Consider the following 15,035-nt stretch of genomic DNA (forward strand, 5'->3'; position numbering starts at 1 on the left):
AGTAAGGCTACACAGTTTATGTAACGCCTTACTTGGGCGCTTTTTTGTAGTATATGACCGATAAATAACGACGTTAAAAGACTACCGTTTTATTACCGTACACCACAACTTGTTCATTTAATACTAATTGTAGCGCTTTGCTTAATACGCTTTTTTCAACATCACGACCGTTATGTGCTAACTCTTCAGCACTGTAACTATGATCAACTGAAATCACATCTTGTTTGATAATCGGCCCTTCATCTAAAAGATTATTCACAAAGTGTGCTGTTGCACCAATAATTTTGACGCCGCGATCCCAAGCCTGCTTGTACGGAGATGCTCCAATAAAAGCCGGCAAAAATGAATGATGAATGTTAATAATCTTATCTGGAAATGCTGACACAAATTCAGGCGTTAACACTCGCATATATTTAGCCAACACTAAAAAGTCAGTCTCATAAGGCTGAATTACCGCCAACATCGCCTGCTCATGTTCCTGACGATTTAACCCTTCGTGGCTAACATAATGAAATGGAATATCAAATTTTTCAGTCAACGGCTGCAGCACATCATAATTCCCCACTACAGCAGCAATCTCAACGTCTAAGCCGCCGTAATAGGATTTCATCAAAATATCACCTAAACAATGGGCTTCTTTTGTCACCATGATAACAATACGTTTTTTACCCATATCGACCAATTTCATCCGATTCTGGGTAGGCAATACCGCGCGTAACTCACTTAATAGCCGTTCATCATCAAACTGACCTTCAAGTTCTGCGCGCATAAAAAAGCGCCCTTGTGTGTGGTCTACAAATTCGGTGTTTTTAATAATGTTTAATTGATGAGCGAAACATACACTGGTAATTTTGGCAATCAAGCCTTGGGCATCGGCACAATCGGTTATCAGCACTTTTCGCTGTAAAACAGGTGGGTTATTAATGGTATGATCTTGTTGGCTCACGCGTACAACTCCTCTTTAAAGACTGTTCAACAGTGTGCCATTTAAAAAGATTTTTGGGTGAGGTTTTTAGTGATAAATTTTCATAAAATGAAAATTATCTCCTTTTAATCCCATGTTCTAAAAAATGGCCGCCAAATTAAGCCAAAATTCAACACAACTACATATAACGGCTATCATTAGCGTCGAGAATCTAAATATTTTTGCAGTAATTTACGCAGTGTTTCCGCCTTAGTCCCATAGACAACTTGAACACCTTTACCCATTACCACCACGCCTTTAGCGCCCAAGCGCATCAGTCTGGCTTTATCAATTAAATGCGCTTGGTTAACACTAATACGTAAGCGGGTTAAACAAGCGTTAATTTCAACTATATTATCGCGCCCACCTAATGCCGAAATCATCGCTCTTAAGCTCTCTTTGGGTTTTGCGGGTATATCGCTTTGTTCTATTCGCCCTGGGGTTTTTAAGTTAAATGCTAAAATGCTGGCCCTAAAAATAGCGTAATAGATCACAGCTGTGAGCGGACCTAATACCACAATCCAATGCGTATTGGCAGAGCGAGAAAACAATAACGTAAAATCCACCAATCCATGAGAAAACACAATACTGTGATGAATGTCGAGCAAAATGCACACGCTATAGGCAATACCAGTGAGTAATGCATGGACAATAAATAAGATAGGCGCAACAAACATAAAGGCAAATTCAATCGGCTCTGTCACCCCAGTTAGCCAGCTGGCCGTGGCAGCGGATAACATAATACCTGCCACTCTATTGCGCTCAGCTTTATCAGCACAACGCCAGATAGCTAATGCGGCGGCAGGTAAGCCCCACATTTTTATCAAATAGCCGCCAGCGAGATTTCCTGCTAATGGGTCACCAGCGAGATAGCGAGCCACCTCACCTCGCACTACTGTACCTTGGTTAATGTATTGGCCTATTTCAAGATAAAATGGCGCATTCCAAATATGATGTAACCCAAGCGGAATTAATAAACGTTCAACCGTACCATAGACCCCAAAAGCAATAGCAGGATCTTGATACACGGACCAATCAGAAAGATGTTCGATAACACGAGATAACGGTGGCCATACATGGATTAAAAGATAAGCCAACGCCATAGAGAGAGGAATAACAATGATGGGCGCACTGCGGCGACCTTCAAAAAATGAAAAAATAGCTGGTAATTTAACATGATGACTAATGTTTACCGCTAAACAAGTGATCGCACCAACTAACATACCGCCAGCGATGCCAGTATCAATGGTTTGCATCCCCCACAATGGCCGCGAAACCAGGCCATAAATATCTGTGAGGGCCCCCATGGTAGATAAAAACACACCAAAACCAAAGACTGCAGAAAAAGCAGCAATACCTTGATCACGGCAAAATCCAATGGCTACTGCGACGCTAAACAACAATGGCATCATGGTAAACACTAAGTTACCGACTGCAGACAAGACAGTATTTAATTCTGTTGGGATAAATGGCAGCGGATTAAACGTTAACCCTAACATCACCCCAGCAGCAGGTAAAATAGCAATTGGAATCAGCAGAGCTTGACTAAGACGCTGGGCAAATTTAAACCATTGTTGCGTAATAAAACTTACGCTACGTTTACCGATATAACGGTGCTGTGCCAAGTGGCTATCCATGTTTTAGCTTCTATTTCGGGTTCCATCGTTTCACAGGCATCGATCTCTAACCGTTCAGTCAGGGGTTTTGCACCTAATTCAGTAAATAATTCATCAAATTGTTTTATCGCACCACAATAGGTTTCGTAGCTTGAATCACCTAAGCCAATAAGGCTGTATTGCAATGAGGGCAGATACGGTGCGTTGGATTTAAGTTCATTAAACCAAGGCGCAATATCTTCAGGTAAATCACCTTGTCCAGTAGTGGACGATACGACTATTAGTAGCTCATTCTGTGGTGGCACAAAACCTAATAATTCATTAGGTTGCCAAAGTTTAGCGGTAAAACCTAATTTTGCAATCTCCTTAGTCACTGTTTCAGCAGTAAATTGTGCACTACCATAAACAGTACCAAAAACAATATTGACCATTTTCATGGTATACTTTCCCCTTAAATTAAATACTATGTAAAATACCTTGAGTGTTAATGACTTACCTTACTGTATTCTTTTAGTCTCTCGCAAGTGTCTTTATGCTGCTAAGGTTAAATCAATAGGGTCAAAGCAGGTTGGCTCAAAGTGAAATAACGCCACAATGGAATCTAGACCATGCGACAAGTGAGCCGAAAGCGAAAACTCAAACTCCAGCATAAATCTGCCCACATACGCCGTAATTACTATTTTCATATTGAACAACAAAATCATAAGCTTATTCCCCCTATTGCTGAGTTCGAAAAGCTCAAAAAAGCGATTGCCGATCATATAGAATAAATCAGCGTCTTAGGGTGTTAACTAAGTAACATACTTGGCATAGATGATAATTGATCATCATCCCAGCCAAATGCAGCGAAAATATCTAGCCATTCTGCTTCTAACTCAGTTTCTATATGCATCGGTTGCTGTGTCACCGGATGGGTAAACTGCAAACTTTTTGCTATCAACCATAAACGATTAATACCGAAATGCTCACGAAAAAACTTATTTTGTTTACCATCACCATGAGTAGTATCACCAATGATGGGATGACGTAAATGCGCCATATGACGGCGTAATTGATGCTTACGCCCAGTATGAGGACTTAATCTTACTAATCCGAAACGGCTAGAAGGATAACGACCTGAGCTAAAGGGGATTTCAGCATTCAATAGTGGTTGGTAATCCGTTACCGCTTGTTGTGCTGCTTTATTGGGATCGACATGCTTGTCCCCCAAATCATCAAATTCTTGTTTCAGGGCATAATCTAACCTGCCAGACTCGTGCATATTGCCACGAATAATGGCTAAGTATTGCTTCTTAATACTGTGATCGGCAAATTGCTCACATAATGCCCGAGCCACCTCACTCGATTTAGCAAACAGCAATACGCCAGATGTCGGACGGTCTAAGCGATGCACTGGAAACACATGACAACCGACTAAATCACGGGTCATCTGCATCGCAAAAAAACGCTCTCTTCGAGCTAAATAACTGCGATGGACTAATAAACCTGCGGGTTTATGTATTGCAACAATATGCTCGTCTTCAAATAATATCTCGACATGAGGAGGCTGTACGTCGTCTAAGTCAGTGTCTTCAGCACTATAATTCATGTCATCAGAGCTTATTTGCCCAAATAAATCATCATTATCCAATGAGTATTCAGCATCGTTATCTTTTGTCATCTTTATCACTTTACTTATTTTGTATTGGGCTAAGCCTATTGGGTCAAGCTTTGTTGGCATAGGGTATAGGATTAATGTGGCTGACGTTTATTGTTCGCTTAACGCTGGCTGAGCAATATATCAAATTGCCGTAACTGGGCAATCATCACCTCACCATGGGGCTTACTTTGCCATACGTGCTCAGCCATAGGGGCTAACGCCATATTGCTTGGCAAAGGATGTCGTTGTACAACAAGCTCGGTCATCTTTGGAATAAAAATAAACTGCAACCATTGCTCAAATGCCATTACATCACAGCAAAATGGTGCCGTACTGGTCATTGCTGATACAGGAGGTAAAATATCAGACCACAGCTGAAACTCCTTAAGCAATTGTTCTAATTTAATTAAATGATTTTGGCTGGTTAAATAAAGCATAAAAGTGAACGACAACATCAAGGCTAAGTCGGAATATGATATCATTTAGCGCATTGAATACCCATCCAACATATGTGATTTAGTGACAACACCCATGACCGAGATAACTACCCTAAGCCAGTTTCTGACGACCGCAAATACTCAATTCCAAATATACGATTTAGGTCGCCGAGTGCAACATATCGATATGTTAGCCTTTCAGCAAATTGACTCTTTATTGGCGCCGTATCCTTATCCCATTCAAGGCCATGCGCAGTTTGCAATCGTATTTTGGCAACAAGCACAATTACCCTATATCTGGTTTGTAAAATTACCTTTAGATGAGCAAGGTTTATTATCACCTGCGCCGCGAACTCAGTTTATTAAAATGATTTTAGAGGCCTTGGGTCGTAACCCAACCCAAGCATTAACTGATGAACAGCAAGAGCAATTAGCCAATCATCCATTTAGCTTTAAGCCAAATCAACATAAACTGGCATTATTTAATGCCTTAGTGAGGCTTCAGCTTAATCAACCAGCATCGAGTCAATACGAATTTGCCGCACAGTATTTGTCTGGACAAGCAGCGCATGACACATGGCCACAACTGGGTGTTCAAGGTTTAGCAGATCTTTGCGTTCGCGCACACCAATTTAATCATCTTGATGACATAATCAACGCCCTTGATAATGCTCCTATTGAAGTAAAAGCTGCACTTTGCCAAAGCTTGGAGCACATTAATCTTGATAAGCGCCTTGCTGAACACTTGTTTAGTCAATTACAACAAGCTGAAGATCATCTAAAGGTCATGTATTTAGCGGCATTAGCGTCCAATGTGCACTACAGCATGGCAGCGATTAATCAGTTAAATGACCAGCAAGCTCTGGATGAAAACACCTTAATCACCATTGCGGCTCGTAACTGGTTAGCCCTAAAAGATGATGACACTCGTAAACACTATTTAGAAGCACTTGCAAAGCAGCCGCAGCACTTCTTTAATCAAGTATTTGCTGATATCGTGGCAATACCCAGCTTGCGTCCGGGATTATTAGCTGACTTAAGGCATCCAGACAGAAGCATTCAACTAGCGACCGCTATCGGCGGATTATTTAGGGCAACCAGCCTATGATGAGTGATTTTTTAATATTTGTTGCTTTAATTGTTGTTGGCGCTTTTTTTTGGCAATTAAGACAAATGGCCGAACTTAGCCGAACTGTCGTAGAGCAGTCGTGTAAAAAACAGAACGTACAATTGCTCGCCATTGCAATGGAATCTGCTCGTCCGAGTATTGGTGGCACGACAGGCATTTGTTGGAAAGCAACTTTTATGTTCGAATTTAGCACCGACGGTTTAAACCAATATCGTGGACACATCATGATGCATGGTAATCGTGCGACTAAGATTGAATGGCCTATTTTCCCGGAGCCAGAATGGATGGATGCCCCTATGGCAAGTGGTAAATTTGGCGGATGCGGCAGCAGTAAAAGTTGCGATTCAGGCAAATGCCATTAATGAGGTTAACTTGACGCTATTTTGCACTCTTGAGCAAAATAGCGTTTTCTTGTTGTTCAATGCCCGAGAACTAAACATTACTGTTCATCTATTTGTTAATAGCATTGCTCTTACCAGCATTAAGCTTGAGGTTTGTTAATCATTTTATAATCGTGATAAGTCACCGTTTGGATACTATCAAGCGATTTAAAAATTGCCGCCGTTCCTTCGATAGTGGTTGATGTATGTTCTGGCATCGCTAAACCTTCGAACACAGCAAACCCTAATTCTAATTCAAATTTTGTCAAGGTGACTGAAAATGCCGGATTCAGATCATCGGTATTACTGATCAGAATTTTTTTCAGCTGTTTGGATGCTTTATCTAAATAAAGCATTCCAGTAAGAGCAGCATTATCAAGTTCTTCAATATTAGGAACAAATTTAAACGCTACACTCGTTTCATCTTCAGCCACCAAAACAAGTGTGGTTAAATCAATAAGATCAGAAAATGCTAACTCATGGCTGTTCTCATCTTTATCCTCTTTAAGATCTTGTTGATGTTGCTGATATTTGTCTGTGCGCTTTTTATCAGGTTTTTCACCATTTTCAGACACCAAGGTCCATCGCTGCATTTCAGGCTGTGAAGCATCAAATCGTTCAACTCGTGTTAAGTCAGGCATAACAGTATGCTGAACATATTGCCAACGTACATTTGCATCATCGGTGTTATGGTTAATCTCACTTAATGCCTGCTCAACCCATTGCAACTCCTCAGGAGTCACCTCGGCATTAGCTTTGTAACACGTAAAAGCAATACTGATCACTAAAGCCAACGTAAACACATTCATACTATTCCCTCTTATACTAAACTCACATCAACTGTTTACAATTTGACAACATTACCAAGATAAGTTCCGATTATAGCGAAAAAAACACAAAAGAAAGGCCGCGACATTAACTGCCGCGGCCTCTTGATCTCTTGTTAAGCTTTCCAGCTATAAATGTGCTCCCTGCACCATCCATGCGTATCGCTTGCTTCCTGCTATGTCCTTGTTCAATCCTTGATGTTCCTTGTACAATTAAGTACTTTCCATCTTACTCGATTATCCTTTTACCGAGCCTGCTCCATCCTGAGCGTGTCCTTATATCATCCATGAAATTCTTAACATATCCTGTCGCAAATCATTTGCGTAGCATCTTGCATCCACTGCACATTATCATCCTGATAATGTTATAAAACCTGCTTAATCCGCTAGTGCGTCCATTGAGCAAGCTTAGCGTTTCATCCTGAAACTTAATATCGTCCGTTATGTCCGTATAGTCATGGTCTTCCTAGACCTATTTACTACCTTGTAATGTCCCCTTCCTAGGTACGAGATAAATAATAGTTCATTTACCTCAACCTAAACAGGTACCTCTAAATGATTAAAATATCCCGCGGATAATGAAAAATAAACTTTATAACAAAATCATAAGCTTAGATTTAAAAAAGAAATAATCACCATTAATTAGGTGATTCATCTCACATGCTTTGTGAGATATATCTCACAAAAATGCAAGCTAAAAAGGTAAACATCAGGTTAACGTTTAACACTAATCAAACATTTATTCTGAGTAAATAGCACGAATACTCGCCTCAACTCGCTTTTATGGTCATTTTACCCAAATAGCATCATTTCAGGACTCGCAGATATTACCCGAATAGTTCTATACATAAATGACCACATTGACACTGGTTCATGCCAATTTATGAGCAATATTAGCCAATCCCAATAGATAGGTTTTAAGCATGAGTGGATTAAACCTAAATTTTAACATCCTATTTAGATTTTGCTTATATGGGCTGTTTGTATGTTGAGCGGTGACAGTTTTACTACCTAAATAATCTTTAAGCCCAATGACATCATTCTCGCCCCGAGTAAATTGATACTCACTATCAATTTTTATTTTTTGTGTATAGCAAGGCCTAAACGACCATACGGCCTGCTCCTCATAATGGCACAGCGTGTCATATGTAAAGGACAAAAAGCGGTTCTAATCAGCCTAAAACGCTAAAAAAGTACGCTCATCTACGACAAGCAAGCTATCAATTTAATTGATAGCTTGCTTAAAAAAGTCTCAATATTATTTATGCGATTTATTGTGTAATTTAAATTTGCACTAACGACACAATAAACACATTCAAGGAGTTATCGATGTACATAGCATATTTAAGTCCACCTCGATTTGGAGTCCGTAACACATTACGGAAGACATCATGAGGGAGGATCACGCCCCAGAGGCGAACCCATACTTATTAACAGCCAAGCAAAAAAACCATTTCTGCGTGGTAGATGAACATATTGTAATCAGCCCTTTTGAAAAGGCTGCGGAATATGGACACGCTAAAGTCACTAAGCACTTTGGGCAGTCATTTGGTCTATCTGTATTTGCAGGCGCCTTCATTGCTCTGGCATTTGTATTTTATCTTACGGTAACGACTGGCTCATCAGCGGATTCATGGGGCTTAGTCAGATTTAGTGGTGGTATCGCTTTTAGCTTAGGACTCATTCTCGTAGTTGTTCTGGGTGGAGAACTGTTTACCAGCACGGTATTGAGTGCGATTGCTTGGGCACAAAAACGGGTCTCGACCAAACAATTACTGGGCTGTTGGACGCGCGTCTATTTAGGCAACCTATGTGGCGCGATGTTGATACTGCTACTGGTAATGATGTCAAAAATGTACGCAATGGACAGTAATCAATGGGGACTTAATGCACTGCATGTTTCACAACACAAGATCCACCATGATTGGAGCCAGGCTTTTGCTCTTGGGATACTGTGTAATTTGTTAGTTTGCCTAGGTGTGTGGATGACCTTTAGCTGCAAAGATGCTTTAGCTAAATCGTTACTGCTCATATTACCAGTTGCTATGTTCGTCTCCAGCGGTTTTGAACATAGCATTGCCAACTTATTCATGGTGCCGCTGGGTATTGCCATTCAACACTTTGCTGGAAATGAATACTTCAGTGCATTGGGAGTAATGCGACAAACTTTTGCAGACCTTACCTTAAGTAACTTCCTGTTTAACAACCTTATTCCGGTAACGCTGGGCAATATCGTCGGTGGTGCCGTGTTTGTAGGTCTTGGTTATTATTGGATAGATAATACCGCGATGAAAGTCCCTGGCGAAGCTGCATCACGACACATTAGCACCATCACAAAAACTCCGATGCAAATTTCAAAAAAGTACCAAGGTTCAAGTATTGCTCAACAAACTCAATATCAACCAAGTCAAGAGGACTTAGCCATGAAAAATAAAATCCAAAAACTTATTGTCAGTGAACTAATGGACACTAAACCGACCACTCTTTCAGTTGATACAAGTATTTATCAAGCGCTTACCCTGCTAGCAAAAAATAATGTCCGCAGTGCACCTGTGATCGATAAAGATAATCAGCTATTAGGCTTTGTATCAGAGCAAGATCTTATGCGCTCACTTTGGTCTGAGGAGTTTGCATCTACATTGCCTATTTCAGTCAAAGATATTATGCAAACTAAAATACTCACTGTCGCACCAACAGAGAAAATTGTTCAATTGCTAGAGTTTATGGTGGTTGATAAAAACAAACTATTCCCTGTGACAGATTCAGGTATGTACATTAGCGGTGGCTATCAAAGCTATGAAGAACGTCTGCGTGATGCATCTGCAACAGTACCAAGTACTTACCCAGTTGTTGAAAACGGTCGTTTATGTGGGGTTATTCGTCGTGAAACCTTCATGCAAATGTTTGCTAAGCTTTATAGTCCAGAGCACGATGGCATTACCCATCCGGTTGAACAGCAATCAGTAGCATAATCCCGAGGACACAATGCCGATGCAAATACTGATTTCATAGTCAACTCACAAACACTTTGCTTAAGTTGATATCACCAGGAACAAGTTAACAATATCGCTAACTTGTTCCTATATAAGATTGACTCTCTAGGTTTATGCGCAGGGTAATGCTGTCTATAACAGTGCGAAACAGTTTGTCAGCCGATTAAGCTTATTATTCATCAACAACATCGATAAACCATATTGATTGTCATTTATACAACCAAGGCTGACAAATTCATCACACTAGATTATTCACCAAAGTGAAGCTAGCGTTATATTTCTTTTCACATTCAAGTCCCATTAAACAAACATTCGTATTGAGAGCTTTTGAGATATAGAGCGTTACAACGAGCCTTCCATGAACCAAGCAATAAAGCTAACTTTACTCGTAGTCGCAGATTTTTTATATACACTCGTTAACTGATTGCGTACGGTTTTATCTGAAGCGTTTCTAAAATTAGCGATTTCCTTAGCGCTATATCCCTTGAGAGTAAACAAAGCAATGTCAGACTCGCTATCAGTTAACCCCCATCTAGAAAATTGTTTTACTATTTCCTCGCCAAAATGTCGCTTGGCACTTATCAATTCTTTCGATGCCTGCATTGAGTAAATGATCGCTTGATCACGCTCTTTGAGCAACTGTGCGTTTCTTCGTGTGGTCACTTTCTCATTCCATAGCAACATCAACAGTGAAGATAGCGAAAAAACAGAAACTGTAGCTTCTTGTAATATATGCAATATATTAGCCCCCCGCCCCATATCGGCAAAAAAATCCGAAATACTGGTGATGATAACGATCAAAAAAAATAGCATAGTCAGAAATTTTAACTTTCCAGCGTCAATCATCACATTTCGAATATAGTGCATCATTACTTCCCTAAAATTAGTTCCTTGTTAATTGTCTCACTCATTGCTTTTTTGGGTATGCGACATATGTCCTACGTACTGAAAATTAACCCTTATTTTTATACAGAAACAGAGATCGGGACATTACGCCCATATAACAATGATTCAACCAGGCCTATCATCGGCGTTACCTGAGGTGATGATGACTTGAGTTCATCTGTGCATATTGACTCAAGCCTAACGGATCCCAATCGACACTTGCTGTTAATAATATAAATGGAAACATCGATGAAAAATCTTAACTATCTACCCGCAATCATTCTGACATCAATCGCCCTTTCATTATCTTTTACTGGGCAAGCTGTAGCTCAAAATGTTGATTTTGGTCCACTTCAGCCGTTAATTGGATCGTGGAAAACGGTTAGTCCCGGCGTTGACATCGCACCTGGAAGAACAGGGTCAAATGTTGGTGAAGGTGGCACAGCTGTAGAAGCTTTCTATGAAATAAGAACATATGAAGCCGCTGCCGACGCTGTTAATGCCAGTGATCAATCTCTAGTCGCTATCTATTACAAACTAGAGGTGTTTAGACAAAGAGACGATGCCAAGTTTCATGATCAGCGTGGTTATATGATTTACGACCAAAAGAATCAAATGGTATATAACTCATACTGTGTGCCAAGAGCGGTATGTGTGACCGCAGAAGGAAAAGCAGGCAAAAAAATGACCCTGACAGCGCCAAGTAGAGGTATAGGTGAATCGACATATATGACCGAGAATGCGACGACCCAAGAATTCTCTATGACAATGGAAATTGGTGAAAAAACCCTGTCCTACTCACAAACCACCAAACTCAATATCTACGGTAAAGATTTCTCACATACCGATGCTGCGACGTTAGAAAAAGTGAATGAGTAAGTTAATACGACTTCTCGCGCTTAAATAAAACAATGGCAAAGAGTAGGTCATTGATTAGACGCTGCAGATAACAGCGTCCTTCTACTCAAATAACGAGAAGGCATCAGCAACGCATGGGCAATCTAGGCATAAAGGGCATCAGTCATAAACTTGGCTTATTAACGGCTTAAATCAGCTGATGTCCGCCTATTACTCCAAACTATATTTTTTGATAGTGAAATTAAACAAATAAACAGAGCAGGTTATCGTCAAAAGAAGCTAAACAATCATCGACCGCCGAACACAATAAAGATCTGATCCTGATAAAGGAAACAGTTGCAAATGGGGTAAATCAACTTGTGACTAATGGTTATTGATTTTCAAATAATTAATCGTCTCAATAGCCACAGTCAAATAATCCACTTTATTTAATAGTTACAATTTTTACGGCATTAACATCAAGCAATAGCCACTAAAAATCGTTACTTTATTCTAAATATAAGCAGTGAATAGCTGATTCACTTTCAATCTCATATGTGTTGTGCCAAACAACCTGATTAATGTGTCGCTTTATCTCCCCAAATTTCCTCTAACCTTTGGTCACGACCGCAATTCCAGCGATAAGCATGGTAGCGAATAGGATTGTTCTTATAGTAATCTTGATGGTAACTTTCATCGCCTTTGATAGGGTAAAAAACACTCGATGCTAAAATTGGCGTAACCACTTTCTGGTTAGGAAATTGTTTTTCAATATTGCTTTTAGACTGTTCGGCAATTTGCCTTTCTTTATCGTTTGCCACAAAAATTGCGCTTAAATAGCTAGTACCTTTGTCACAGAACTGCCCTCTTGCATCAAAGGGATCAATATTTACCCAGTAATAATCTAATAACTCTTTGTAGCTCACTTTGCTAGGATCATAGGTTATCTGTACCGCTTCAAAATGACCTGCATGGTTACCGTTATAGGTGGGATCTTTTAAGCTTCCACCAGTAAACCCTGATATCACATCGCTAACACCATCAAGCTTTTCAAAATCGGACTCCATACACCAAAAACATCCTCCGGCTAAAATGGTCTTATCTGCCGTGGCGTTAGAAGCATAGGACAATAAGCTTGCTGCCAATATTGTTAGCATTAATATACTTTTCATAACACCCTCCTTATTTTTCGAGATGATGGCCTGCTTGCATCAAACATATGTGCACTACGAAGTTAATAATGTGGAGGTTCACTATGGCAGAAAGCTGTCACTATTACATTGAGTTTATTATTTAGACAAAAGGTCATTGAGATAATCATCAGCATTTTCAGAGTATCAATGACATGCTTGAACATGCCCTCGGGATAAATTGAGAGTATCAATATAGGCATTAGCAGATTCAGTTGATATTGGGTCATATTGGCGAACATTAGTGTCACAAAGATGACGAGATAATCGTTCAAATAAGTATTCAATTACATCACAGGATTATAAAAACATCGCGAAAACTGAACGATATCGATAGGACTTATTATGAATATTGAGATTAGCGATTTAGATAAGCTAAAGCCAGTTAACCTAGCACATCATCAACCAGTCCGACCATAGAATTCCGTAGCGGCTCAAATATGAGTTTTAGATGCAAAAAGGCACAACCTTAAGTTATAAGGTTGTGCCCGTTAACACTTTTGTCAGCATCCTGCTGAATATTTGCTCCCTGCACACCATCCATGTAAACATGCTTCCTGCAGTCCTTTTCCCTGTTCTCATTTCCTTGTCTATTTGTGTAATACAAACAAACTCATGAGTGTCACTCCTTTGAACAGCCTATCCATTGACTGAGCGGTAAATCTATTCAATCCGTTGAATCTATCCATGCTGCATCCTGCAGCCCTATCCTTGTTATCCTTGTGTCAACAGCATGACTGTTTTCACTCATCCTTGATTCGGCTATCCATTTGCCGAGCTTATGCTCAATCCGTGAGCGTGTCCTAATAACATCCATGATATTCTTAAGCATTAATTGTCTTATTTCTCATCCTAAGAAAACCAACAAATAACTCGCTTTCGATAACTACATTCTAATCAAAACCAGCTCGATGAAAAGTCACTCAACATCATTGAAATAGATGCTTAACATACCGACACTCAAGAAAAAACATGTAATACTATGATTTTTATATATTAAATATAATTAATGACGTTAAACGCTGACAACTTTAGATAAGATCCCTTACATGCTTGTAGGATATGGCTTACAAAAGCATGAGCAGGTTATTACTATCGGATTGATTTTCGCCACAGGCGCATTATCATCTGCCCAAACATGACCCAATCAGCCCACAAACTATAAAGCGGATAAGTGAATGTAGCAGGCCTATTTTTTTCAAATAGAAAATGCCCTAACCATGCAAAGCCATAACCCACAACGGGCAGCCACAATAATTGCCACCAATGCTGATTAATCAAGGTACTCACAATGATAACCAAAATAATGCTACTGCCAATATAATGCAGCCTTCGACAAATAGGGTTTTGATGTTGCGACAGATAAAATGGGTAAAATTCTGTAAATGAAGAATAACGTTTAGGTTCCACTATTCACTCCTTAATTGATAATCCGCAAATGATATGGCCCGATGAGTATTCAATTATTTTACGCTGGCTTTACACTTTACTGTAAAACAGAATTTCACCTTCTATATTACCGATGCTAACGTTAGCAATACTGCTAAACCCTTGTGTTACCAAAGCCCGATGATGTGATGGATTACTAACAAACACGCCGACTCCATCGAGATCAGGTTGTTCATCACACCAACTCAATACCGCTTGAATTAACTTAGCCCCATAACCTTTTTGCTGCTCATTTGGTGATATAGCAATAAATTGTAAAACACCACACTTTTGAGAAGGCAGATGTTCAAGAATGCAGGTTTCTTTTTGCATTAATCCTTGGGTCGATTTCCATCCGGTACCCAGCATCATTTTGAAACGCCAGTGCCAATATCGTCCCTCACCCAAAGGAATGAGATCAGAAATGACACACGCAATTCCGATTAAACGCTCACCATCAAATAAACCGATTAAAGCTTGTTCTTGTTGCCATAACTCATTTAACTCTTCACGAATGGCTGCCCGAAGCTTTTGCTCATATTGTTGTTCATCATCTTGAGCAAGCACGTCAATAAAATAGGGGTCATCATGATATGCGTTGTAGAGAATGGAAGCTGCGACTCTCAGGTCTTCTGCGGTCAAATACACTGCACGAATAGTTTCCAAGGTGTGATTGTCCATTTTTATTCCTTGTTATTGACTCTCTAAAC

15 protein-coding genes are annotated in these 15,035 nt (G+C 39.9%); 5 read left to right on the top strand and 10 right to left on the bottom strand.

Annotated elements, in window-relative coordinates:
- Positions 1-73: 73 nt before the first annotated feature.
- The 3 genes from purU to H5114_RS00450 form a co-directional block, all read right to left on the bottom strand.
- Positions 74-946 (bottom strand): formyltetrahydrofolate deformylase, encoded by an 873-nt coding sequence (gene purU / locus H5114_RS00440; RefSeq protein WP_182698045.1) that lies wholly within the window; start codon positions 944-946, stop codon positions 74-76.
- A 176-nt stretch (positions 947-1,122) separates the two neighbouring features.
- Positions 1,123-2,601, bottom strand: a complete 1,479-nt coding sequence (locus H5114_RS00445) for a PTS transporter subunit EIIC (protein ID WP_182698044.1) — start codon at positions 2,599-2,601, stop codon at positions 1,123-1,125.
- A complete protein-coding gene (locus tag H5114_RS00450; protein WP_124016979.1) occupies positions 2,553-3,017 on the bottom strand; it encodes a flavodoxin in 465 nt (154 codons plus the stop codon). Before H5114_RS00450 ends, H5114_RS00445 begins: the two co-directional genes overlap by 49 nt.
- Before the next feature lie 171 nt (positions 3,018-3,188).
- Between H5114_RS00450 and H5114_RS00455 the strand changes: the two genes are divergently transcribed.
- Positions 3,189-3,350, top strand: a complete 162-nt coding sequence (locus H5114_RS00455; RefSeq protein WP_165870116.1) for a hypothetical protein — start codon at positions 3,189-3,191, stop codon at positions 3,348-3,350.
- A 17-nt stretch (positions 3,351-3,367) separates the two neighbouring features.
- Here H5114_RS00455 and truC read toward each other — a convergent pair whose 3' ends face one another.
- Positions 3,368-4,168 (bottom strand): tRNA pseudouridine(65) synthase TruC, encoded by an 801-nt coding sequence (gene truC / locus H5114_RS00460; protein WP_404716461.1) that lies wholly within the window; start codon positions 4,166-4,168, stop codon positions 3,368-3,370.
- A gap of 170 nt (positions 4,169-4,338) precedes the next feature.
- On the bottom strand, positions 4,339-4,701 hold the full coding sequence (locus H5114_RS00465; protein WP_124016978.1) for a YqcC family protein: 363 nt from the start codon (positions 4,699-4,701) through the stop codon (positions 4,339-4,341).
- Positions 4,702-4,750: 49 nt separating this feature from the next.
- Between H5114_RS00465 and H5114_RS00470 the strand changes: the two genes are divergently transcribed.
- A complete protein-coding gene (locus tag H5114_RS00470) occupies positions 4,751-5,764 on the top strand; it encodes a DUF3549 family protein (protein WP_182698042.1) in 1,014 nt (337 codons plus the stop codon).
- Positions 5,761-6,147 (top strand): DUF3301 domain-containing protein, encoded by a 387-nt coding sequence (locus tag H5114_RS00475; protein WP_124016976.1) that lies wholly within the window; start codon positions 5,761-5,763, stop codon positions 6,145-6,147. Before H5114_RS00470 ends, H5114_RS00475 begins: the two co-directional genes overlap by 4 nt.
- A 119-nt stretch (positions 6,148-6,266) precedes the next feature.
- Here the strand turns inward: H5114_RS00475 and H5114_RS00480 are convergent, their stop codons facing one another.
- Positions 6,267-6,974, bottom strand: coding sequence for a hypothetical protein (locus H5114_RS00480; protein ID WP_124016975.1), 708 nt, complete (start codon positions 6,972-6,974; stop codon positions 6,267-6,269).
- Positions 6,975-8,383: 1,409 nt separating this feature from the next.
- Between H5114_RS00480 and focA the strand changes: the two genes are divergently transcribed.
- On the top strand, positions 8,384-9,964 hold the full coding sequence (gene focA / locus H5114_RS00485; protein WP_182721923.1) for a formate transporter FocA: 1,581 nt from the start codon (positions 8,384-8,386) through the stop codon (positions 9,962-9,964).
- A gap of 363 nt (positions 9,965-10,327) precedes the next feature.
- Here the strand turns inward: focA and H5114_RS00490 are convergent, their stop codons facing one another.
- Positions 10,328-10,852, bottom strand: a complete 525-nt coding sequence (locus tag H5114_RS00490) for a LuxR C-terminal-related transcriptional regulator (RefSeq protein WP_182721924.1) — start codon at positions 10,850-10,852, stop codon at positions 10,328-10,330.
- Positions 10,853-11,119: 267 nt separating this feature from the next.
- On the opposite strand from H5114_RS00490, the gene H5114_RS00495 reads away from it, so the two are divergent.
- Positions 11,120-11,749: a heme-binding beta-barrel domain-containing protein gene (locus H5114_RS00495; RefSeq protein ID WP_182721925.1), complete on the top strand. Its 630-nt coding sequence runs from the start codon at positions 11,120-11,122 to the stop codon at positions 11,747-11,749.
- Positions 11,750-12,285: 536 nt separating this feature from the next.
- Here the strand turns inward: H5114_RS00495 and msrA are convergent.
- The 3 genes from msrA to H5114_RS00510 all read right to left on the bottom strand — a co-directional run bounded on the left by msrA (position 12,286) and on the right by H5114_RS00510 (position 15,006).
- Positions 12,286-12,879 carry a peptide-methionine (S)-S-oxide reductase MsrA gene (gene msrA, locus H5114_RS00500; protein ID WP_182721926.1) on the bottom strand — a complete coding sequence of 198 codons (594 nt, stop codon included), beginning with the start codon at positions 12,877-12,879 and terminating at the stop codon, positions 12,286-12,288.
- 1,110 nt (positions 12,880-13,989) lie between these two features.
- Positions 13,990-14,307 carry a DUF962 domain-containing protein gene (locus H5114_RS00505; RefSeq protein WP_124016970.1) on the bottom strand — a complete coding sequence of 106 codons (318 nt, stop codon included), beginning with the start codon at positions 14,305-14,307 and terminating at the stop codon, positions 13,990-13,992.
- A 69-nt stretch (positions 14,308-14,376) separates the two neighbouring features.
- Positions 14,377-15,006: a GNAT family N-acetyltransferase gene (locus tag H5114_RS00510; RefSeq protein ID WP_182698037.1), complete on the bottom strand. Its 630-nt coding sequence runs from the start codon at positions 15,004-15,006 to the stop codon at positions 14,377-14,379.
- Positions 15,007-15,035 lie beyond the last annotated feature (29 nt).

Origin of the sequence: Shewanella sp. SR43-8, assembly GCF_014163775.1 — a bacterium.
GTDB lineage: Bacteria > Pseudomonadota > Gammaproteobacteria > Enterobacterales > Shewanellaceae > Shewanella > Shewanella vesiculosa.

Coding starts and splice junctions, on each gene's coding strand:
- H5114_RS00445 (WP_182698044.1), bottom strand. CDS start 2,601: ATGGATAGCCACTTGGCACAGCACCGTTATATCGGTAAACGTAGCGTA.
- H5114_RS00450 (WP_124016979.1), bottom strand. CDS start 3,017: ATGAAAATGGTCAATATTGTTTTTGGTACTGTTTATGGTAGTGCACAA.
- H5114_RS00455 (WP_165870116.1), top strand. CDS start 3,189: ATGCGACAAGTGAGCCGAAAGCGAAAACTCAAACTCCAGCATAAATCT.
- truC (WP_404716461.1), bottom strand. CDS start 4,168: ATGAATTATAGTGCTGAAGACACTGACTTAGACGACGTACAGCCTCCT.
- H5114_RS00465 (WP_124016978.1), bottom strand. CDS start 4,701: ATGATATCATATTCCGACTTAGCCTTGATGTTGTCGTTCACTTTTATG.
- H5114_RS00470 (WP_182698042.1), top strand. CDS start 4,751: ATGACCGAGATAACTACCCTAAGCCAGTTTCTGACGACCGCAAATACT.
- H5114_RS00475 (WP_124016976.1), top strand. CDS start 5,761: ATGATGAGTGATTTTTTAATATTTGTTGCTTTAATTGTTGTTGGCGCT.
- H5114_RS00480 (WP_124016975.1), bottom strand. CDS start 6,974: ATGAATGTGTTTACGTTGGCTTTAGTGATCAGTATTGCTTTTACGTGT.
- focA (WP_182721923.1), top strand. CDS start 8,384: ATGAGGGAGGATCACGCCCCAGAGGCGAACCCATACTTATTAACAGCC.
- H5114_RS00490 (WP_182721924.1), bottom strand. CDS start 10,852: ATGCACTATATTCGAAATGTGATGATTGACGCTGGAAAGTTAAAATTT.
- H5114_RS00495 (WP_182721925.1), top strand. CDS start 11,120: ATGAAAAATCTTAACTATCTACCCGCAATCATTCTGACATCAATCGCC.
- msrA (WP_182721926.1), bottom strand. CDS start 12,879: ATGAAAAGTATATTAATGCTAACAATATTGGCAGCAAGCTTATTGTCC.
- H5114_RS00510 (WP_182698037.1), bottom strand. CDS start 15,006: ATGGACAATCACACCTTGGAAACTATTCGTGCAGTGTATTTGACCGCA.